At 41.1% G+C, this 21,671-nt stretch carries 25 protein-coding genes; 15 read left to right on the top strand and 10 right to left on the bottom strand.

Translation table 11 applies throughout. From position 1 onward, the window contains the following. The first annotated feature begins 2 nt into the window (after nt 1-2). The 7 genes from PN457_RS17460 to PN457_RS17430 all read left to right on the top strand — a co-directional run bounded on the left by PN457_RS17460 (nt 3) and on the right by PN457_RS17430 (nt 5,735). A complete protein-coding gene (locus tag PN457_RS17460) occupies nt 3-980 on the top strand; it encodes a glycosyltransferase family 2 protein (RefSeq protein WP_271734835.1) in 978 nt (325 codons plus the stop codon). Next, nucleotides 973-1,659 (top strand): GNAT family N-acetyltransferase, encoded by a 687-nt coding sequence (locus PN457_RS17455; protein WP_271734834.1) that lies wholly within the window; start codon nt 973-975, stop codon nt 1,657-1,659. The genes PN457_RS17460 and PN457_RS17455 overlap by 8 nt, the downstream gene beginning before the upstream one ends. 57 nt (nt 1,660-1,716) lie before the next feature. Further along, the gene (locus tag PN457_RS17450; protein WP_271734833.1) at nt 1,717-2,079 is read left to right on the top strand and encodes an EamA family transporter; all 363 of its coding nucleotides are present in this window, start codon (nt 1,717-1,719) and stop codon (nt 2,077-2,079) included. Nucleotides 2,080-2,114: 35 nt separating this feature from the next. Beyond that, entirely contained in the window at nt 2,115-2,744 is a 630-nt protein-coding gene (locus PN457_RS17445; RefSeq protein WP_271734831.1) for a class I SAM-dependent methyltransferase, read from the top strand. Nucleotides 2,745-2,786: 42 nt separating this feature from the next. Further along, nucleotides 2,787-3,653, top strand: a complete 867-nt coding sequence (locus tag PN457_RS17440; protein ID WP_271734830.1) for a class I SAM-dependent methyltransferase — start codon at nt 2,787-2,789, stop codon at nt 3,651-3,653. A 3-nt stretch (nt 3,654-3,656) separates the two neighbouring features. Further along, the gene (gene rffA, locus PN457_RS17435; protein ID WP_271734829.1) at nt 3,657-4,784 is read left to right on the top strand and encodes a dTDP-4-amino-4,6-dideoxygalactose transaminase; all 1,128 of its coding nucleotides are present in this window, start codon (nt 3,657-3,659) and stop codon (nt 4,782-4,784) included. A 750-nt stretch (nt 4,785-5,534) separates the two neighbouring features. Continuing rightward, complete coding sequence (locus PN457_RS17430; RefSeq protein WP_271734828.1) at nt 5,535-5,735, top strand: hypothetical protein; 201 nt, start codon at nt 5,535-5,537, stop codon at nt 5,733-5,735. A 13-nt stretch (nt 5,736-5,748) separates the two neighbouring features. Here the strand turns inward: PN457_RS17430 and PN457_RS17425 are convergent, their stop codons facing one another. The 4 genes from PN457_RS17425 to PN457_RS18485 form a co-directional block, all read right to left on the bottom strand. Further along, entirely contained in the window at nt 5,749-6,687 is a 939-nt protein-coding gene (locus PN457_RS17425) for a Fic family protein (RefSeq protein WP_271734827.1), read from the bottom strand. Between the two features lie 63 nt (nt 6,688-6,750). Further along, complete coding sequence (locus PN457_RS17420; protein WP_271734826.1) at nt 6,751-7,119, bottom strand: type II toxin-antitoxin system VapC family toxin; 369 nt, start codon at nt 7,117-7,119, stop codon at nt 6,751-6,753. Then, on the bottom strand, nt 7,097-7,357 hold the full coding sequence (locus PN457_RS17415; protein WP_271734825.1) for a hypothetical protein: 261 nt from the start codon (nt 7,355-7,357) through the stop codon (nt 7,097-7,099). Before PN457_RS17415 ends, PN457_RS17420 begins: the two co-directional genes overlap by 23 nt. A gap of 141 nt (nt 7,358-7,498) precedes the next feature. After that, a complete protein-coding gene (locus PN457_RS18485; RefSeq protein ID WP_271734823.1) occupies nt 7,499-7,660 on the bottom strand; it encodes a hypothetical protein in 162 nt (53 codons plus the stop codon). On the opposite strand from PN457_RS18485, the gene PN457_RS17405 reads away from it, so the two are divergent. Further along, nucleotides 7,650-9,218, top strand: coding sequence for a DEAD/DEAH box helicase family protein (locus tag PN457_RS17405; RefSeq protein ID WP_271734822.1), 1,569 nt, complete (start codon nt 7,650-7,652; stop codon nt 9,216-9,218). The two genes, PN457_RS18485 and PN457_RS17405, sit on opposite strands and share 11 nt — an antisense overlap. Further along, nucleotides 9,148-10,371 (top strand): DUF790 family protein, encoded by a 1,224-nt coding sequence (locus PN457_RS17400; RefSeq protein ID WP_271734821.1) that lies wholly within the window; start codon nt 9,148-9,150, stop codon nt 10,369-10,371. The genes PN457_RS17405 and PN457_RS17400 overlap by 71 nt, the downstream gene beginning before the upstream one ends. Nucleotides 10,372-10,391: 20 nt before the next feature. Here PN457_RS17400 and ccmS read toward each other — a convergent pair whose 3' ends face one another. After that, complete coding sequence (gene ccmS / locus PN457_RS17395; protein WP_271734820.1) at nt 10,392-10,820, bottom strand: beta-carboxysome assembly chaperone CcmS; 429 nt, start codon at nt 10,818-10,820, stop codon at nt 10,392-10,394. Between the two features lie 481 nt (nt 10,821-11,301). On the opposite strand from ccmS, the gene PN457_RS17390 reads away from it, so the two are divergent. The 4 genes from PN457_RS17390 (at nt 11,302) to PN457_RS17375 (ending at nt 15,261) form a co-directional block, all read left to right on the top strand. Continuing rightward, nucleotides 11,302-12,150 carry a prohibitin family protein gene (locus tag PN457_RS17390; protein ID WP_271734818.1) on the top strand — a complete coding sequence of 283 codons (849 nt, stop codon included), beginning with the start codon at nt 11,302-11,304 and terminating at the stop codon, nt 12,148-12,150. A gap of 84 nt (nt 12,151-12,234) precedes the next feature. Next, the gene (locus PN457_RS17385; protein WP_271734816.1) at nt 12,235-12,651 is read left to right on the top strand and encodes a DUF1824 family protein; all 417 of its coding nucleotides are present in this window, start codon (nt 12,235-12,237) and stop codon (nt 12,649-12,651) included. A gap of 196 nt (nt 12,652-12,847) precedes the next feature. Next, nucleotides 12,848-14,779, top strand: a complete 1,932-nt coding sequence (locus tag PN457_RS17380) for an ABC-F family ATP-binding cassette domain-containing protein (protein ID WP_271734814.1) — start codon at nt 12,848-12,850, stop codon at nt 14,777-14,779. A gap of 20 nt (nt 14,780-14,799) precedes the next feature. Next, nucleotides 14,800-15,261: a peroxiredoxin gene (locus PN457_RS17375; RefSeq protein ID WP_271734813.1), complete on the top strand. Its 462-nt coding sequence runs from the start codon at nt 14,800-14,802 to the stop codon at nt 15,259-15,261. 48 nt (nt 15,262-15,309) lie between these two features. Here PN457_RS17375 and hpf read toward each other — a convergent pair whose 3' ends face one another. Further along, on the bottom strand, nt 15,310-15,960 hold the full coding sequence (gene hpf, locus PN457_RS17370; RefSeq protein WP_271734811.1) for a ribosome hibernation-promoting factor, HPF/YfiA family: 651 nt from the start codon (nt 15,958-15,960) through the stop codon (nt 15,310-15,312). Nucleotides 15,961-16,340: 380 nt separating this feature from the next. Here hpf and lipB point away from each other — a divergent pair, with 380 nt between their 5' ends. After that, nucleotides 16,341-17,045 carry a lipoyl(octanoyl) transferase LipB gene (lipB, locus tag PN457_RS17365; RefSeq protein WP_271734810.1) on the top strand — a complete coding sequence of 235 codons (705 nt, stop codon included), beginning with the start codon at nt 16,341-16,343 and terminating at the stop codon, nt 17,043-17,045. Nucleotides 17,046-17,213: 168 nt separating this feature from the next. On the opposite strand, the gene PN457_RS17360 is transcribed toward lipB, so the two are convergent. From PN457_RS17360 to holA, 4 genes are all read right to left on the bottom strand, one after another. Further along, nucleotides 17,214-17,900 carry a class I SAM-dependent methyltransferase gene (locus tag PN457_RS17360; RefSeq protein ID WP_271734809.1) on the bottom strand — a complete coding sequence of 229 codons (687 nt, stop codon included), beginning with the start codon at nt 17,898-17,900 and terminating at the stop codon, nt 17,214-17,216. Between the two features lie 100 nt (nt 17,901-18,000). Further along, a complete protein-coding gene (locus PN457_RS17355) occupies nt 18,001-19,125 on the bottom strand; it encodes a site-2 protease family protein (RefSeq protein WP_271734808.1) in 1,125 nt (374 codons plus the stop codon). Between the two features lie 151 nt (nt 19,126-19,276). After that, a complete protein-coding gene (locus PN457_RS17350) occupies nt 19,277-19,765 on the bottom strand; it encodes a DUF4168 domain-containing protein (RefSeq protein ID WP_271734807.1) in 489 nt (162 codons plus the stop codon). 196 nt (nt 19,766-19,961) lie between these two features. Beyond that, nucleotides 19,962-20,966 (bottom strand): DNA polymerase III subunit delta, encoded by a 1,005-nt coding sequence (gene holA / locus PN457_RS17345; RefSeq protein ID WP_271734805.1) that lies wholly within the window; start codon nt 20,964-20,966, stop codon nt 19,962-19,964. A 72-nt stretch (nt 20,967-21,038) separates the two neighbouring features. Between holA and PN457_RS17340 the strand changes: the two genes are divergently transcribed. Beyond that, complete coding sequence (locus PN457_RS17340; RefSeq protein WP_271734804.1) at nt 21,039-21,536, top strand: ureidoglycolate lyase; 498 nt, start codon at nt 21,039-21,041, stop codon at nt 21,534-21,536. Nucleotides 21,537-21,671: the final 135 nt, after the last annotated feature.

The raw sequence follows: 21,671 nt of genomic DNA, 5'->3' as shown, positions 1-21,671 counted from the left end.
AAATGTCTCATATATCCGTTGTCATCCCTGTATATAAAGCAGAAAAAAGCCTTGATGTTCTCTATGAGAGGCTTAAGGTTTCCTTGTCTGAGATTACACAGGATTTTGAAATCATTTTAGTTGAGGATTGTGGGGGCGATCGCTCTTGGGATATTATTGTGGAGTTAAGTAAGACTGACCCACGGGTGAAAGGAATTCAATTTAGTCGCAATTTTGGCCAACATTATGGTATCACAGCAGGGTTAGATCATTGTGACGCTGACTGGGTAGTTGTTATGGATTGTGATTTGCAAGACAGACCAGAAGAAATTCCCCGACTGTATCGCAAAGCTCAACAGGGTTATGATGTTGTCTTAGCTCGCAGAGGTAAACGTAAAGATCCCCCGCTGAAGCGACTTACTTCATGGTTGTTTTATCAAATCTTTAACTACTTGACAGATTTACAATATGATGGACAAGTAGGTAACTTCCGCATTATCTCTCGTCAAGTTGTCGAGAACTTTTGTTTAATGCGGGAACAACTGAGATTTTTTGGAGGGTTGGTAGATTGGATGGGATTTCCCACCGCTAGTATTAACATTACCCATGACCAGCGTTTTGAGGGTAAAAGCACTTATACTTTCGCTAAACTCTGGAAACTAGCTAGTGAAACAATTATCGCCTATTCAGACAAGCCTCTACGCCTGTCTATTAAGTTAGGTTTTCTGATTTCCACTTTGTCATTTATTTATGGTATTTATATTGCTGTTAGGTTTGTGTTTTATGGTTCGCCTGTAACTGGTTGGAGTAGCCTGATTGTGTCTTTGTATTTTCTAGGTGGGATTATTATTTCTATTCTGGGAATACTAGGTATTTATTTAGGGAAAACTTTTGATCAGACAAAAAGAAGACCTTTATATTTAGTCAGGAATAAGACTGATACTGTACATGAAACTTTAAATATCAGTTATGAACTAAAAAAATGTGATGAATATGTCTGAGGATATTGTATTTACTCCATGGGATTCTCGCGCTTTTGGAATCAAAACATTTGAAATACCCTATATATCTGAAAATGATCTAAGAAATACGCTAGAGAAAATTAAAAAGCAAAAATCTGAGGGACACTATACTATTAAAATTAACCCATTAGCCCCAAAGAAAACATTACATGAGTTCGGTTTTTATTATTGTGATACCTTAATTGAACCTTATTGTACTTCTGAGAGGTTATTAACATATAAAAGAGAGGGTATAGAGATTTGTGAACCATTAAACATAGAAGAAATAAGTCAGATTGTTTATGGTGCTTTCACTTATGGTCGCTTCCATAGAGATTTTAATATAAATCAAAATCTTGCGGATCTAAGATATGATTTGTGGTTAAGAGACCTTTGGCAGTCCAAAACAGTTTTTAGTTTAATGTTTTACGGTTCTGTAGTAGGTTTTTGGGCATATTCAGATAATAAAATTATACTCCATGCTTTAAGTAAAGGGTATAGAGGAAAAGGACTATCCAAATATTTTTGGAGTATTGCTTGTAAAAGATTATTAGAAAAAGGTTATCAAGAATTAACAAGTTCAATATCTATATCTAATGTGGCCGTTCTAAATCTCTATTCATCTTTAGGATTTAGGTTTAGAAAACCGGTAGATATATATCATTTACTTGTAGAATAATTAATTACTATTTCAACTCAATTACATACCAATTACATACAATTTTCAATAATACTAATGAATCATCTTTACATTCTCCTAACCATCCTGTTCACAGTCTACGGACAAATTGTGATTAAATGGCAAGTGCAACTGGCGGGAGCACTTCCCCCAGACAATATAGCCAAACTAGAATACATCATTAAACTACTACTCAACCCCTGGGTAATTAGTGGCTTTGCTGGTGCATTCCTAGCAGCAATTAGCTGGATGGCCGCCATGACTAAATTTGACCTCAGCTATGCTTACCCATTCATGAGTTTAGCCTTTGTCCTAGTCCTCTTCCTCAGCGCCATCTTCTTTAAAGAACCCGTAACTATTCCCAAATCTCTGGGGTTGGGATTCATTATCTTAGGTATTATCATTGGTAGCAAAGGGTAGAAATCCACTTCTCAAAAGAATCATAAAAAATTAATATGCCCCAAATTACCCAAGGAATTCGCTCAATCCTTTCAATCCCTTTCTTTTATAGCTTATTTCAAAAAATCCTAGGTCAGAATAGAGTCTATAGTATTCTGATTAAAAATTATCTCAGACCCAGTATCGGCGATCGCATACTAGATATTGGTTGTGGACCTGCTAATATATTAGCCTATTTACCCCAAGTGGAGTATATAGGATTTGATGCCAGTGAAAAGTATATTAGTGATGCCAAAAAGCGTTATGGCAATCAGGGAACCTTTATCTGTCAACTAGTCACATCTGACAACCTCACATATAGGGAATATTTTGATATTGTTCTAGTGTTTGGAGTATTACATCATCTTGACGATATAGAAGCAGAAAAACTGTTTAAATTAGCTCACACTGCCTTGAAACCCGGAGGCCGATTAGTAGCTGTCGAGAATTGCTACACAGAGAATCAATCCCCCATTGCCAGATGGATTATATCTAAAGACCGGGGACAAAATGTAAGGGATGAAAAAGGTTACTTAAATCTAGGGTATAATTTATTCCCCCCCCCACATACATCCTGTAACATTCGTCATGACTTATTACGGATACCCTATACTCATATCATTATAGAATGTATAAAACCAGATTAAACGGAAAAATCACATATTTTTTTTAATAAACAATAATTTTCGATGAAAATCTGCCCCCAATGTCACCATCATTTTAACCAACCTAACTGGGATTGTCCCGCCTGTGGTTACACACCCCCAATATTAGATGGACACCAGAGCTTTGCACCGCAACTCGCAGCGGCTAGCGAAGGATTTGAGGACTCAGCCTTCCCCATACTAGCAAAACTAGAAGCCAAAAACTTCTGGTTTCGCGCCCGCAACCGCTTAATCATTTACGCCATTAAACATTACTTCCCCCACGCTCAAACCTTCCTAGAAATCGGCTGCGGAACTGGCTTTGTCCTTCAGGGAATTGAAAAACACCTCCCCCACCTCATCACCTGCGGTAGTGAAATATTTACTACCGGCTTACAATTTGCCACAGAACGCCTGTGTAAAACAACACTTTTTCAAATGGATGCCCGTAATATCCCCTTTGCCGAGGAATTTGATATTATTGGAGCTTTTGACGTTCTGGAACACATAGAACAAGATGAAGATGTACTTATACAAATGTATCAAGCTATTCCACTCAGTGGGGGTATAATACTGACTGTCCCCCAACATCCCTGGTTATGGAGTCAAGCTGATACCTACGCTCACCACGTCCGGCGCTATATTAAACAAGATTTAATCACCAAGTTACAGCAAACAGGATTTAAAGTAGTAAAAGTTACCTCTTTTGTTTCTCTTCTCTTACCCTTAATGCTACTTTCTCGACTCAATCAGCGCTCATCAAAGAATTATGACCCCACCAGTGAGTTAAAAATTAGTGGCAGCTTAAATTACCTCTTAGAGAAAATTTTAGATGTAGAACGCTGGTTGATTAAACTAGGTTTTTCCTTTCCCTGGGGCGGCTCTTTGTTAGTAATTGCCTACAAACAATAACCCATGAATAAAATACCCTTTAACAAACCCTACATGACAGGTAAAGAGCTATGGTATATCAGCCAAGCTCACCACGCAGGACAACTCGCCGGGGATGGAAATTATACCAAAAAATGCCATCAATGGCTAGAAAACCATACCCACTCCCATAAAGCCCTCCTGACTCACTCCTGCACCGCCGCCCTAGAAATGTCAGCTATTTTAGCCGATTTGGAACCAGGAGACGAGGTAATTATGCCCAGTTATACCTTCGTTTCCACCGCCAACGCCTTTGTTCTCAGGGGAGCTATTCCCGTATTTGTAGATATCCGCCCCGACACCCTCAATTTAGATGAAACCCTAGTAGAAACAGCTATTACACACCGCACCCGCGCCATTGTCCCCGTCCATTATGCTGGGGTTGGTTGTGAAATGGATACCTTGCAACAAATTGCCACCAAACATCAACTATTGTTAATTGAAGATGCAGCCCAGGGACTGATGTCATCCTATAAAGGAAAACCCCTTGGTAGTTTTGGTGACTTGGCTTGCTTTAGTTTCCATGAAACCAAAAATATTATCGCCGGTGAAGGCGGTGCTTTAATTATCAATAATCCCCAATTCACAGAATCAGCGGAAATCATTCGGGAAAAAGGCACTAACCGCAGTCAATTCTTCCGGGGACAGGTAGATAAGTATACCTGGATAGAAAAAGGCTCTAGTTACTTACCAGGAGAATTAATTGCCGCTTTTCTCTATGCGCAACTTGAAGAAGCACAACAAATTATTACCAACCGCCTCAAAGTATGGAACCATTATCATCAACTGCTAGAACCTGTAGAAAAATCCGGTAAATTACGCCGTCCTATCATTCCCCCTGAGTGTCAGCACAATGGACATATGTACTATATCCTGCTAGAGGATTTACAAACCCGTACCCAGCTAATTAACTACTTGAAAGAACAAGGTATTAATGCGGTGTTTCACTATGTACCTTTACATAGCTCTCCTGCTGGTAAGCATTATGGACGGGTGAATGGGAAGATGGATCATACTAACCTTCTGTCTGATTGTTTATTGCGCCTACCCATGTTCCCAGAGTTAACAAGTTCACAAATAGAAATAATTGTCCAGGACGTTAAGAGTTTTTAATATCCACACGGGAGACATAATTTATAGTTATCCATACGGGAGCCATAATTTATAGTTATCCACACGGGAGCCATAATTTATAGTTATCCATACGGGAGCCATAATTTATAGTTATCCACACGGGAGCCATAATTTATAGTTATCCACACGGGAGCCATAATTTATAGTTATCCACACGGGAGCCAGGGAATAAATTCCCTGTCTAAAAGCTTAAGTCGGTTGAAAACCGACTAGGGAGGGGTGTCAGGATTTTCGTGTGATTTGTTAATTTAATTTATCAATTTAATTATGGCTTTATGGCAATAATATAATCATAGTCTTGTTCAAGAATCAAATAATAGTCCTATACAGAGTAAAGGGAACAGGGAACAGGGAACACTGAAGGATTGGGGAACACACCGAACACACAAAAAACAATCAAATCCAGTCCCCTCCCCTTACAAGGGGAGGGTTAGGGTGGGGTAAAATAATAATATTCGATAGTAAGATCGAAACCGAAATCAATACGTTCCCGTCAGCGAAGTCGAAGGAATATCAGGGGGTATTGGCGGGATTGTGGTTTCGACTTCGCTCAACCACCGAAATCAAAGGGTCAAGGGATTTGTCCTAATAACTTACATAAATATTCACCATAACTATTTTTGGCGTATTTATCTGCGATCGCAGCTAGTTGCTCTGGGGTAATCCACCGTTTTTGGTAGGTAATTTATTCGGGACAGGCGATTTTTAATCCCTAGCATAGCGGTAATCGTGGGGCGATCGCTCACAAAGGTAATTAAGTCGCTTTTAGAACAACCTCCACCCCACCCCAAAACCAGTCGGTTTTTAACCGACTTGAGCTTTCAGACAGGGAATTTATTCCCTGGCTCCCTATGCAATAATATATACAACCCGGATACACCCGCACCCAGGGCGATCGCCCTGAATAATGGAATTGTCCGATTAATTTAAAACAGCAATTTACCTATTTTATCAAAAAATTATCAATAAAATCAGTAATTTCCTGATAAAAAACCTGCCCTTTTTCCCTACTGCTACTCGCAGTTACTAATAACCTTAAAGTTTCCACCAATGAACTGATAGTAGCATCACAAACCAAATCAAACAACTGACTTAAATCATCTTGGTTTTGTTGTCCATAGGCTAAAGCATGAATATAATCATTACGAATTTGATTATTAATCACTACAATAGGATAACCGGCACGAATTAACAATAAATTCATTAATAATCTAGCCGTTCTGCCATTCCCATCTCGAAAAGGATGGATAGAAACAAAACGATAATGTGCCATGGTTGCATATTCTACAGGATGGAGTGTTAAAGCAGCATCTGAATTGAGCCAGATCACAAAATTTGTCATTAATTGAGACAGTAAATAATGGGGAGGATAAATATAATTTGTCCCTGCAGCCATTACATCTAATTGCCGATAATATCCCGCCTCATTAGGGTGAATTTTTCTCAGAATTAGATTGTGAATTTGTTTAATCTCCCATTCATTAATTACTGTATCTTTTTGGGCTAAACTCTCAATATAGTCAATCGCTTCCTTATGTCCAATTACCTCTAAATGTTCATCAAGAGTCTTACCACCAATTGTAATTCCCTTGGTTAACACTAACTCAGTTTCACTTTGAGTTAAAGTATTCCCTTCAATGGCATTAGAGTTATAAGTAAAGCGGACATGATACAGCTTTTTGAGTTCGGCGATTATTGTTTGGTCAAATGGTCTAAAGTCATCTAACCAGGCTTTTAACTTGTCTATTTGTTCTAATTTAAGCTGGTAATTCATGCTAATATAGTTAGTGATTAAAGCAGTTAAGGAAAAATCTTTTTTTTGACTTAAACCAATAACCTGCTCAATAAACCGTTGATAAAGTTGAGAATAGGATACTAGCATAGGGTCTATGTTCATCCTGTAAATTATCCGTCCTTGGTGGAACCGTTCCCTGTTCCCTCTTACCTAACTTTTCGTTGGCAAAGAAATAACCTGTACTTCGCTGATTTTGAACAACTGCTGATCATTCGTAATCAACACTGCTGCACACTCCCAAGCACTCGCAAGAATAACAGCATCGGGAATCTTTAAGCTATATTTTCGTCGTAATTGAATCGTTTTTTCGGCAATAGCCGCATCTAGAGATACTTCGATAAGAGTTTTTAGAGTTGAGCGAATTAGATTCTCTTCCTCCAAAGATAAACCCTTAAAAGACAAAATCTCAATACTTGTGATCACAGAATAACCTATGTTACCATTGGGGACAGGTTGGGTTAATTCTTGATTGAACAATGAGATAAAAATATTAGTATCAATGAGATAATCCAGTTTCATCCCACTCACTCCGGATTTGCTCTTGCCAAGCTAAAGCATTAACCCCTTGAAAAGCTGTAATTTTGCCTGAGAGTTGGTTAATGGGATGCTCTAAAGCATGATCAAGATTGGCTTGACTATCAACTGGTTGGCGATGGAGTTTTTGACTCAGATATTGGAAAATCTCCTGTTTTTCTTGCCAAGATAATTGTTCAAGTAAACTAAATACTTGTTCTTTGGTAATTCGCAAGTTCAGCATTGCTTAAATCTCCATATCTTTTATTAGGTAATTGGTAATTGGTGATCAAATCTCTCTGTTCATCCTGTAAATTATCCGTCCTTGGTGGAACCGTTCGGTGTGTGCCATAAAAGTTTTTTGTGCGGGCACTTTAACCCATACTTAAGTGTATAATACTTCTTGGCAATCACCACCAGACAAACCGCCCCAGACATGAGCAATCAAATCTACTGTCTCAACCCAGACTGTCTGCACCCCAACCCCGATAATTTTCAATACTGTCAGTAACCTAGCTTGTAAATCTTCATATGTAATGGCTCGCACACCCACCCTACAATTTAACCGAGGTACTTTAATTTTACATCCACCACCAAGGGGTAAAGGGTGGATGGATTACGCTACATGGGATGACCGGGTGGAAAAGTTTCGGATTCCCGCGATTAATTATCGCGCTGTGGTGGAAGCACTGCAAGGGGAGGAGGTATATTTTATTGATGAAGCCAAGGAATTTTACCCGGTGGATTTAATCCCCAGTTTAGAAATGGAGCCTTACCCCCACCAAATTGAGGCGTTAACGGCTTGGAAATTGGGGGGTAGACAGGGGGTTGTGGTTCTCCCCACGGCGGCGGGAAAGACTTATTTAGCACAAATGGCGATGCAATCTACACCCCGGACTACCCTAATTGTAGTGCCAACTCTGGATTTAATGCATCAGTGGTATGCTCATTTAGTCGCGGCTTTTCCTGATGCTGAGGTGGGTTTGTTGGGGGGTGGTTCGGGCGATCGCACGGCGATTTTAGTGGCGACTTATGATAGTGCGGCAATTCATGCGGAAAGTTTAGGCAATAAATATGCTTTAATAATTTTTGATGAATGTCATCACTTACCAACAGACTTTGGGCGGGTAATTGCTGAGTATTCTATTGCTCCTTATCGGTTAGGACTCTCAGCTACACCGGAACGTACTGATGGGAAACACGCTGATTTAAATATACTTATCGGTCCAGAAGTCTATCGCAAACGCGCTGAGGATTTAGCGGGGGGTGCTTTAGCTCATCATGAAATTGTGCATATGAAGGTGAAGTTATCCCAGCAGGAGCGAGAGCGATACAACCAGTTAATTCAAACCCGTAACGACTTTCTCCGCCAGTCTAAAATTTCCCTGGGGAGTATTCAAGGTTGGCAAATGTTTGTGAAAATGAGTGGGCGATCGCCTGCAGGTCGTAGAGCTATGTTAGCACACCGGGAAGCGAAAAATATTGCTTTAGGTACTGATGGCAAGTTGCGAATTTTAGCCGACCTATTAGCCCAACACTTCCCGGAGCGGATTTTAATCTTTACAGCCGATAATACCACAGTATATAGAATTTCCCAACAGTTATTAATTCCCGCCATTACCCATCAAACTCCTGTCAAAGAACGGCACGAAATCCTCACCAAGTTTCGAGAGGGTGAGTATAATACCTTGGTAGCTTCCCATGTCTTAAATGAGGGGGTTGATGTTCCCGCTGCTTCCGTGGCCATTATTTTATCTGGTACTGGTTCTACCAGGGAGTATATACAGCGGTTGGGTAGGGTGTTAAGAAAGGGGAATGTAGCTAATAAACAGGCGATTTTATATGAAGTAGTAGCAGAAGATACCAGCGAAGAGGGAACCTCCGCCAGACGCAGGGGGGTGGATCACCAAACCCAGAGCAGGGAAAAACACCCAGAGAACAAGGGGAATTTACGGGTAATTTATGGCGGGGGTCAAGGTAGAGTCCCCAAAGCAGCAGAACAGTTAGACATTAAATATTCAACAGATCAGGGAAATGTTACCGACGGATTTACTGAGTCATCGCCAGAACGGAGAGGAAATCATTCCCAAGAGATTGAAGATTGATCGCCATAGTTTGGAGTTAGCGCAGGAGTTGATTAATTGTTTTGAGGAAGCGCGGGGTAAGTCTGTAGGGTTGCTAGAAAGTCAACTGTTAGACCTAGAGGGAGACGGGACAGATTACCGAGTCAAGCGGGGGTTAGGTTATATTCTCAAAAGCAGTTTCTGTACCTTTGAGGTAGTTAGTCCCCTAGAACCACCCATGTTAAGAGAGCGGGTATTTAGTTTAGCCTCCCAGTCTGTTTGTAGTAGAGAATCAACCCAAATTATTTTAACTAGAATTGCTGATGAACTGAGTCAGCAACTGCAAAGAGAAGTTTTATGGGAACAAGTGCGGGATGGGTTATATGCTGATTTGAATGAAAATAAGATTTTAACTAGTTTTGAAGCACCCACGCCCGTAGAATTATTAAATAGATATAACTTGTCTCAAGTCCAGGGAATTTTTTATAAAGCCAGTCAGTTAACTTTAAATGCTCATCGCAATGTGCCGGGGCAATATAAACTATTATTTCGTTATTTAAAATTGTTTCAATTGATGGCGTATATTGAGGGGGATGCTGACCATGGATTTACAATTACTGTTGACGGTCCGACAAGTTTATTTAGACCGAGTACAAGATATGGACTGGCGATCGCCAAATTAATTCCCGCCTTACTTCATGTGACTAAATGGAGTCTTTGCGCCACCTTACAGAGCAGAGATTTTGACACCAAACAATGGAACACCCGACGTTTTACCCTCAACTCTGAATGTGGCTTAGTCTCCCACTATTCCCCCGGTAAACCTTACGATAGTATGTTAGAGTCATCCTTTGCCGAGAAATGGGATGTACTTAAAACCGATTGGGTATTAGAGCGAGAAGTAGATTTAATTCCCATACCTGGTAGCGTCATGATTCCCGACTTTCGCCTAGTACATCCTGATGGACGTGACTACTTACTAGAAATAGTTGGTTATTGGCGACCGGAATATTTACAAAAGAAATTTTATCAAGTGCGGCGTTCTGGATGTGAGAATTTAATTTTAGCCATTTCCGAAAGATTGAACCTAGAAAAAGCTGGAGTCAAATTAGATAACGTCCCCGCCAAAATAGTCTGGTTCAAAGATAAACTTTTACCCAAAGCCGTGTTAACAGTCATAGAGGGAGACCAATAAAACCTCAGTGCTAACTCAGCTTAAAAAAACTCCACCTCATTTAACCTTGCTTCCAACAAATCTAATAACTCATTCACATCCTTACCCACCTGTGCAAAACAAACCGGGGGGGGAGGTTCAGGCGCAAACTGAATCAACTTCAGTTCACCCTTACCAATTGCAATCATCAACACTTCCACCTCAGGATCATGATGGTCAATAATTCCCAAAATTTCCTGAAGACGATTTTCTACCTTCTGATTTAAAACCTCAATCGCCCCTTGAGGACAATAAATAAAATGGGGACTAGGCTGTAAATCAATACCCAGGGTACCCTGCTCATTACCATTTTGTAACCACAACCCCCAAAAAACAGCCGCCAAATCGCGGTGATTATCCCTAACAAACTTATCTAACTCAACACGCCACTTGCTATTATGGGAAACCGCGCCACCACTACCAAACATCATAAACTCTCTGCGCCTGGTGCGCCTAGTACGTGAAACCTATCTTACCCCAGTTTGTCACCAAAACTGCAAAAACCGCGCCACCACAGCCAAACATTCAGATATTATAACAGAAGTGAAAATTGTCCAAAGGTATCTTGAACACCAAACTAACCAATGATAGAATCTTGCTGCTTAACTAGCAGATCAACTGCCATGGCAATTAATGCTGGTGCTGCCAAGTTAAAAACTTTACCCAAAATCAAACAGCCGATAACGAGTCAAATTTATTGCGAATACTCGTGTTAGTAGTCAAGTCAGGGCTGACAGATAGGGCTTTTGGTCAGCCACAGCTAAGGTCATTTACCATTGGGTGAAACCGATATTACCACCATAGGGGAGAGGAGAGCATCTGGCTTTTGTAATCTGATTCTTCGGTGAGAACAGCTGAAGACGTGTCACCATAGTACAGGAGTTGCCTAAAGATGCAAAAGGAGATCAAACCTTGAAAAGTCAGCAATTCGGGAATTGGCAAACTACAGTTTTGGGTATTGTATTAGCACTGGTTGTCCTTGTGGGTGTAAATTCCTTTGTGATTCTCAGCCCGGGACAAGCAGGAGTCATCAGCATCTTAGGTAGAGCTAGAGATGGGGCGCTACTGGAAGGTATTCACATTAAACCACCGCTTATCTCAGTAGTTGATGTGTATGATTTGACAGTACAAAAGTTTGAAGTCCCGGCGGAAAGTTCTACCAAGGATTTGCAAAATTTATCTGCAAGATTTGCGATTAACTTTCGCCTTGATCCGGCGCAGGTAGTTGAGGTGAGAAGAAGACAAGGAACTTTAGCAAATATTGTTTCAAAGATAATTGCGCCGCAAACACAGGAAGCGTTTAAAATCGCGGCGGCCAGAAGAACGGTAGAAGAAGCAATTACCAAAAGAAGTGAATTAAAAGAGGATTTTGATTTAGCCTTGGGCGATCGCTTGGCTAAATATGGGATAATCGTTTTAGACACTAGTGTAGTTGACTTGAATTTCTCACCGGAGTTTGCCAGGGCTGTAGAAGAAAAACAAATAGCTGAACAACGGGCTCAAAGAGCAGTTTATGTAGCACGAGAAGCTGAACAAGAAGCGCAAGCAGATGTTAATCGCGCTAAGGGTAAAGCAGAGGCTCAAAGACTTTTAGCAGAAACCCTCAAAGCCCAAGGGGGAGAGTTAGTTCTGCAAAAAGAAGCAATTGAAGCTTGGAGAACTGGCGGCGCTCAAATGCCGAAAGTTCTCGTTATGGGTGGTGAAGCCAAAGGCAGTGTACCATTCATTTTCAACTTAGGTAATGTTACCGACCAATCATAATTTAGGTTAATCATAGCGGGGTGGGCTATACCCACCTCACACACACCACTAGCAAAACTCAACCAGAACATAAGAAACTAAGTTATGTCAACTCCCAACCATCAAAATCTCACAGTCTCAGAAGCCAAAAAAATTCTGAACAAATTCAACTGCTTAGATATAGCACCTATCCTCAAACCCTCAGAGGAGGCTTTAGTGCGTCGGGCTTTAATTTTGGTAACTAGTATTTCTGATTACCAAATATTGGGAATTTGTGCTGATACAGCCGCAGAAGGGATACTGGCGATGAGAACTTATTCTTATGCTTTTGGCTATGAAGCCCCGAGTAATTTACCAACACCAGAAGGTCCAGTTTATATCAAATTGAATGGCAAAAATGGTTTATGTTATCTTGATTCCTATGCGGGACATCATCGGGGAGTATTAATTTCTTGTCAATCTTATCGTGAAGGGGGAATTAACGAAATGTATGGGCATTTGCCCCTGGATTTGTTTGCTTAGATCAGATTGGTAGTGAGGATTTTAGTCTTCTAGTTTAGATCAGGTTTGTAGTGAGGACTTTAGTCCTCTATGGATACAGCCGGATTTGATGGGAGTAGGTAGGCAGGGCGGGCAAGATGCCCACCCCACAATCAATATTTATGCTTATAATAATTAAAATAGCAAAATAATTTGAAAGTTAAAACGACTAATTTCTATGAGTATTATTACATTACAATCAGTTAAAAAAGATTTTGGGATCAAGGAAATTTTAAGAGATGCCAGTTTTAGTTTAGATGCTACTGATAAAGTGGGGTTAATTGGTACTAATGGTTCTGGTAAATCAACTTTGTTAAAAATGATTGCCGGATTAGAATCAATTGATAGTGGACAGATTACTTTTAGTGCTGGTGCAAAGGTAATTTACTTACCCCAACAACCAGATGTAAACGAGAATTACACAGTTTTAGAGCAAATTTTTGCCGATAGCGGTGAACACTTGTCTTTAGTACGTGAGTATGAGGAACTATCTCACAAACTTGTTGATCATCCAGAAGATAGTCAGTTGATGTCCCGCTTGTCTGGGGTGATGCAAAGGATGGAAACCACGGGCGCTTGGGAGTTGGAAACCAACGCCAAAATTATTTTAACTAAGTTAGGAATTTCTGATTTTGATGCGGTGGTTGGGACTTTATCAGGGGGATATCGCAAGCGCATTGCTTTAGCTACAGCTTTACTATCGGAACCAGACGTTTTACTGATGGATGAACCTACTAACCATTTAGATGCGCTGTCTGTGGAATGGCTGCAAAGTTATTTAAATCGCTTTCGTGGTACGCTGCTACTGATTACTCACGATCGCTATTTCCTAGATCAGGTCACAAGCCGGATTATTGAAATAGACAGAGGTGATGTTTACACCTATGCAGGTAATTATTCATATTACCTGGAAAAGAAAGCTTTAGCCCAAGAGTCGGCTATGAGTAGCCAACGTAAACATCAAGGTGTATTACGTCGGGAATTAGAATGGTTGAGTCGCGGGCCAAAAGCCAGGAGTACTAAGCAAAAAGCCCGAATTCAACGCATCCAAGCCATGCGGGAAACTGAGTTTAAACAAGTTCAAGGTAAAGTGGAGATTTCCACAGTCAGCCGCCGCATTGGTAAAAAGGTGATTGAATTAAATAATGTATCTAAGGGCTATGATGGCCGCACTCTGATTAATAATTTCACCTATGAATTTAGTCCAGAAGACAGGATTGGGATTATTGGGGGTAATGGTACTGGGAAATCTACTTTAATGGATATGATTACCGGGCGGATTCAACCTGATTCTGGTACTGTGGAAATTGGGGCTACGGTTCACATTGGTTATTTTGATCAGCATTCTGAAGAGTTACTCGCAGCGGTAGATGAAAATCAGCGGGTGATTGACTATATCAAGGAAGAAGGGGAATTTGTCAAAATCGCCGACGGTACTCAAATTTCGGCTTCGCAAATGTTGGAGCGATTTTTGTTTCCGGGAAACCAGCAGTACGCGCCAATTCATAAATTATCTGGGGGCGAAAAACGCCGTTTATTTTTGTTGCGAATTCTCATTGGTGCGCCCAATGTGTTGATTTTAGATGAACCAACTAATGATTTAGATGTGCAAACATTGGCGGTACTAGAAGATTATTTAGAAGATTTTGCGGGGTGTGTAATTGCGGTTTCTCACGATCGCTACTTTTTAGATCGGACTGTAGATAATGTTTTTGCCCTGGAGGAGGGCGGTAATCTGCGACAATATCCAGGTAATTACTCAGTTTATCTAGATTACAAAAAAGCAGAAGAGGAGCTAGAAAAACAACAGCAAGCGGCCAATGTGGCTGAAAAACCACCAGCAACACCCAAGGTTAGCAGTTCATCTACAGTGACGGAAAATAAAAAGCGTCGCCGACTGTCAAATTGGGAAAAGCGGGAATTTGGGGAGTTAGAAGTTAAAATTGCGAAGTTGGAATCTGAGAAAGCGGAAGCGGAGAAAGCCTTGAGTAGTCTATCTGGGGGGAATTACACCCAGGTCCAAAAACTCTACGAACAGGTAGAAAACCTGAAGCAGTCCATTGATATAGCTACAGAACGCTGGTTAGAATTAGCTGAGATGGAATCTTAAGAAAAACGGTAAGAAATTATATGTCAGTTAAAGTTGGTGATACCGCCCCTGATTTTACCCTGAGTGATCAAAATGGCTCTAGGGTCAGCCTGAGGGATTTTCGGGGCAAAAAAGCGGTGGTTTTATACTTTTATCCCAAGGATGACACACCCGGATGTACGGCGGAGTCTTGTGGGTTCCGGGATCAATATGAGGTGTTTAAAACTGCGGGTGCTGAAGTGATCGGCGTGAGTGGAGATTCTCCGCAATCTCACCAGCAATTTGCGGCAAAATACAATTTGCCTTTCACTCTCTTGAGTGATAAAGATAACAAGGTGCGTAAGGAATACGGCGCTACTATGGCTTTTGGTTTTGTTCCTGGCCGTGTAACTTATGTAATTGATCAAGAGGGGGTTGTGCGGTTTGTTTTGGATACTATGTTTAATTTTCAGGCTCACGTAGAGGAAGCTCTGAAAATTTTGCAAGATTTAGCTGTGAAATAAATCCACCCATCACCCCTCCCCTGATTAAGGGGAGGGGACTAGATTTACTTACTTATAGGAGTGGGATTTGTCCCCTACTGGATGATTAACATGGGCTGAATGACCATTCTTACCGTTGGTATGACCGTTGGTCTTGCGGGGTTGAATGACACCGTAACCGCCGTGGTTACGTTCGTAAACCACATTAATTTCCCCACTTTCTGAGTTGCGGAACATATAAAAGTCGTGTCCCACTAGTTGCAGCTGTTCTGTGGCTTCTGCAAGGGTCATGGGTGGCATGGGAAAATATTTTGTCCGGATCACCTCATCGGGTAATTCCGGGGTGCGATCGCCGATTAAATCTGCGGCCACTGGTTCGGGAACTAATGCTTGATTTGTGGGTTGGGCGTGAGTTTTTTGATCTTGACGTCTTTCTTTATATTTACGCAGTTGACGGGCAATTTTATCTGCCACTAAGTCAATGCTGGCATATAAGTTTTCGCTGCTTTCCTCAGCACGGATAATGTTACCATTGGCGTAAATAGTCACTTCCGCTGCTTGCTTGGTAGTAATTCGGGGATTGCGGGCGACGCTTAGATGTACATCCACTTCATTAGTGATGTGTTGAAAGTGACTGACGGCTTTTTCAATTTTTTGATGTACATACTCCCGAATTGCATCGGTGATTTCAATATTTTTGCCGTGGATGACAAGCTTCATGTAAACCCTCCCACTGATATATTTTTTGATGTGAATTTGTTTTGTATGAATGGATGTCGCGGTAATATCGCGCATTACCGCCAAAACAAATTTTGAACGATTTTAATGTACTCTCTATCGGATCTTCGATCTGGTTTGAGATGCGAACTATTTATGATATTGATCGGCCAGTGCATTCGTTGTGATCCTGTTGGGCTTGATGCTTGATGCAGAGAATTCCTCCTAACACCATTGAGGTTATATATCTAACGTAGCACTTTGTATTCTGTAATGCACATTTAGTTGATGTTCCTTTAAAATCCTTTGCATAGCTTGACATTTGTTGCTTCAAGTCTTGTCATTTGCAATATATTTGGTCAATAAGGTAGTTGATTTTTGGCATGATCCGTAGTATGGAAACAGATCACAGAAGTTGTTTGTTATTTAATGTGGGATTGATGCCATATCTCGATGCTCTCTCATGGCAGCGATCGCTCTTGACTCAGCGCATTCATCACCCTAGTCTAGAGGATGTGTTAATCTTGCTCGAGCATCCCCCTGTCTACACTTTGGGACAAGGAAGTAACCCGGAATTTCTCAAGTTTGACCGACAAAATACTAAGTTTGATGTCCACACAGTTGAACGGGGCGGCGAAGTGACTTACCATTGTCCTGGTCAGGTGGTAGGTTATCCGATTTTAAATCTGCGACATTATCGCCAAGACCTGCATTGGTATTTAAGGCAATTAGAAGAAGTATTAATTCAGGTATTAGCTGTTTATGGCCTGTCTGGCGATCGCCTTGCGGGTTTGACTGGTGTTTGGCTAGAAGGACGAAAAGTAGCCGCCATCGGGATTAAAGTTAGCCGTTGGATTACTATGCATGGGTTCGCCCTCAATGTTTGTCCTGATATGTTAGGCTTTCAAGAGATTATCCCCTGTGGTATTGCCGATAAGCCTGTAAGTAGTTTAGCCGAATGGATTCCCGGTATTACCTCTCAAGAGGTACGTGTTCATATAGCCCGGTGTTTTGCCCAAGTATTCGGCGTGGAATTAGTCGCGGATGGACTAAACCGCTGGAGCAGCGGAAATCACCAACAATACTAGCAGTACCATAATCAGGATACTGAGTTTAAATATCAGGTAAGTGGTAGGGTCAGATAATGTGAGATTGTGAGTCATCTTACACCTCCAGCTGGTTTCCTACCTCCATTGTGGCTCAAAAATCCCTAAAATAGTGCTGATGTGAACTTTCAGTAATATTTTGTAGCATTCCTACACTGGGGCAGATTTTTGATATTCTATCCGTAGTTGTGGAATATCAGCCCGGTCACTCTCAAAAAATACAATCCGGTTGAGTTCTTGTAAACCCAATTGTGTAAACTGGGCTAATTCGGAACTAGACAAAGGCCAAGGCGGTCCATCAGGTTCTACCTCAGTTTCGCGAAACCGATTAATCAATAGTAAAGTACCTGCTGGTGCAACTACAGAAGCAACCGATGTGATTACAGTTGAGCGGATATTCAAGGGTAGAGCTTGGATATTCCTGATTTCTACCACTAAGTCAAAGGCTTGTTCCCAGTGTGAGGGAAGGGCTAACAAATCTACAACGACATATTTCACAGAGGAATCAGGAAATCTTTGCTTACACCAGTTAATAGCTGTGGGGGAAATATCAAAGGCGGTTACTTGAAATCCCCTGGTTGCTAAAGCTTCCGCATCATCCCCTAAACCACACCCAATTACCAGGGCTGATTTTCCCTCACCTTCAGGGTTATTAGTCGTCAACCAATCTTGTAAATAGGGGTGAGCGGTTAACTTCGCCCAGGGGATTTGGGTAACATCACCCTGGGACTGACTATACAAAACATCAAACCAGGCGGTAGGATTTGAGTCCTCTATGGCTTTAGTCGCTAGTTGTTTTACCCTTTGCTGTAAATTTTGTGGCTGTTTCTCAAACATCTTTTACCTCTGGTTAGAATAACTGGTTGAAATAAATTTACACATAAATATCCCCGATAAATTATCAGGGAGTTGGGGGGTATTCAATTCTGATGACTAGCTATACAGGGTTAGGTTGAGTTTTACCTTGCAGTAGCTGAATAACCGCAGTTTTTTCTAATATTCCCACAAGTACCCCATTCTCAGAAATCACAGACAGGGTGGATAATTTGCGCTGTTCGAGTAGCTGTACTACTTCTAACAGGGGTTGATCTGATTTGACTGTGGTAGATTGCTCAATGGATTTCATGACGGCGCTGATGGGGGTTTGTGTCCATTGGGTTGTGGGAATACCTCGCAAATCATCCAGGTTAATTACCCCTACTAATCTTCCCTCTTCATCAGTGACTAAGAATTTCCTCCAGTCTTGATTTTGGAAAATTCTTTGATCTGCAAACTCTCTAAGGCTAGTATGAGCAGATACAATGGGGCTATCAGCGGTAACAGCATCTGCTGCTGTTAAACCTGTGCATTTTTCCTGTACCCTGGCAAATTGCGCTGCTCTACCGGCATTTTGCAGCAGGAAGAAACCAATTAATAGGTTCCAGAAGTTGGCGAAGCTACCAAATAATACTAGTGGAATCACACCAGAGGCGATCGCCACCCAACCAAATACTTGTCCGACTCTACTGGCAAAGGATACACCTTTATAAGGATTTCCTGTAATCTTCCACACGGCTGCTTTGAGGATATTGCCACCATCTAGGGGTAAGCCGGGAATCAGGTTAAATAATGCTAAGGCTAAGTTAACGGAGGCGAGAACACCAAGGATGGCTGCTGTTGCTCCTGTGGCGGTGGTGGTGACATTAATTACTGTAAATGTCCCATACAGCAACAAGCTGACTAAAGGACCGGCGATCGCCACCCAAAATGCTTCCCCTGGGGTTTGGGACTCTTTTTCTAAGCTAGCTAGACCGCCAAATATAAACAGGGTAATAGATTTTACATCAATTCCCTGGTGAATTGCGACAAAACTGTGTCCTAATTCATGGGCGACGACGGAGGTAAACAATAACAACGCCGTCATCAGTCCCAGTAAAAAAGCTAATCCCCCAGATAACCAGGGAAATTGTGCTGTTAGTCCACTACTGTAACTCCAAGCTACTAAGCCCAGCACGAGAAACCACGACGGATGGATATAGAAGGGAATCCCGAAGAGATTGCCAACGCGAATTGTACCATTCATGCCGTACACCTTTGAATACGTCTGCTGTATCCAATAATTGTAACGTAATATTAAAATCTATTAATTTATTCCCCAGTTGTGGTAACCGCACTAAAAGGGGCGGTTTTTAGCTGAAACAGCAACCTGACAACTCACTCTTAGAGGTTGTCACCTATGGAGATTCCGGAGTTTTTTGCAAGCGAATCAACGTATTATAAACTTCTCGTTTTAACTCATTGTTACTTTGTAGCTCCATAGTGATTTTGTTGAATTGATCAATACTGAGTCCATTATTTTCGACTATTTTCTGAGAATTATTACAGTAAGTTACAGCGATATTTTGAGCCTGGCGTGGTAACTCTTGCATACTCTTGGGGTCGTTACAAAAGATTCTGGGCATTTCTCCACCCCCAATTAGTTTTTTAATTTCATCAAAAGCCTGTTGTCGGGGTGTTTCCATTGCCAAAATAGCTTGGGCGTAGTTGGTAATCTCAGTATTATTAACGGAATTGTTTACAGGTGGTGTTTGACCATCGGCTTGGTAACTGAAGGTAAGAGCGCTAGTGATGAAACTAGCAGTGGTGAGAATGCCTAAACATAGAATCTGGGAGAGCATATGTTGCAGACTAGTGTGACAAAATAAATTAGGGGTTGGTTTCATAAAGTCTATGACACACAAGTATAATAGGAATAGTTAATAGCTTTGAATTATTTTAGGAGTTAGAAGTTCCAACAAAACTGCCTGTGAATAAAATTTTTATCTTTTTGATCTTTAATCTTTACCAGAACAACCTCTGTTTGGGTGGGGAAACTCCTCTAAATAAGTGGGCTGAATGAATCAAGAATCCCCAGCGCTTCTAGCCTTGGGAGTGTCTACGAACTTGGCATACTTGACAAATTTCTATAACTTTTGTCTGTAGTGCAGATACTTCAGGGGATCCTTGCTTGAGACTTACTTCTAATTGTAGTAGTAGTGGTAAGCAACAGATGAGTTGCTCTAGAGAAAGTAATTTGACTTCTTGCTGTAAGAAGTAAATGCGTTTAGGGTTGTTAATTTCGGCTAATTGGGCGATCGCTTGGGGGTTACGTTCTCCGCTGTCCATGGCTATCTTTACTAATAACCAGGTACGGAATTGACCTATGAGAGTAGCAACTATCCGTAGTCCCGGTTCCGCAGCATTGATCAGATCGGCCAAAATGCTCAAGGCTTTGGGTGTATCTCCCATTCTAATTGCTGCTGCTAATTGTAAACTATTTTGGGTAGTATTTCTGACTAATTGCGTAATGGTATCTATGTCTAGAGGCTTAGTGGTATTAGTTGTATAAAGTCGCAGTTTTTCCATTTCATTATACAGCAAGCGTGTATCATTACCTACAGCCTCAGCTAAAAGTTCCGCACCGCGGGAAGTTAGTTTCACCCCCACAGTTTCAGCCACTTGATTGACGGACTGTACCAGCAATTCTGTTTTCCAAGGTGGGATGAGGGAAAATTCTCGAAATTCACTAGCGCATTTTTTGAGTAATTTAGTGGATTTGATGCGTTCATCTGGTTTGTTGCGACTGGTGAGTAATAACCAGGAGTTATCGGGAATGACTGACAAAGTTCGCGTTAGTTCTGCTAGAATGTTCTCTGGGCAATGCTGACAGAGTGTGCTATTGACTAGCCACACCAACCTTCCACCAGCACCAAAGGCTGGTGTCATCACTTGATTTAAACCAGCAATTGCTGCATCTGGTTGATCTGGTGATAGGATTGTATAGTTAAAACTTACCCACAGGGGATCAAGGATGCGATCGCGCAATGTCGCCACTGCCTTTTCCATAGCGAAATCATCTTCACCCCAATATACATAGATTGGCATAAGTTCACCCCAGATCAGATGCTGATATAAGTGGACAGAAAAAATAATATTCTAAGATAAGCAGTCAGATTTATGATTACATCAAAAACAGTGCAACAATTACCGGCGCAATGGATAACACCAGAAAATTTTCGGTCTTATGGTCAGGTAATTTTGCCTAGTGAAGATGGCAAGAATTTTGATGGGAAAGATGCGCAATTAAACTTACAGAATGGGACACCGCGATTTTATATTATGAGGCTAGAAAATCGGGGTTGTAAGTTTGATAAAATTACTCGTCATTTACAATGTACCCAATGTTTAGGTTCTTTAGGAGGAAAGGACTGGTTAATGGCTGTTTGTCCTCCTCATAATCATTTAAATCAACCAGTATTAGCCCAGATGGCTGCTTTCCGTATACCGGGAAATTGCTTTATCAAATTAAACCAGGGTACTTGGCACGCGGGACCCTATTTTGCACATGAAGTTGTAGATTTTTATAACTTAGAACTGGCTGATACTAATGTAGTGGATCATTTCACTCATGATTTATTCGAGAGTCATCAGTTAGAATTTGAAATGGTGATATAATTCAGATAGTATACACCCTGAATAATGTTGGTATTCTGTGTTGATTTATAACCAATAGCAGTTACCGGGTTGTGCTGAGATATTATTTAACTTTTATATATGGAATTGCCGCCTTATAGCATGCAGGGGTGTATC

It is taken from the genome of Anabaenopsis arnoldii (assembly GCF_028331025.1).
Taxonomy (GTDB): Bacteria; Cyanobacteriota; Cyanobacteriia; order Cyanobacteriales; family Nostocaceae; genus Anabaenopsis; species Anabaenopsis arnoldii.
This window is presented reverse-complemented; position numbering and strand designations above follow the sequence as displayed.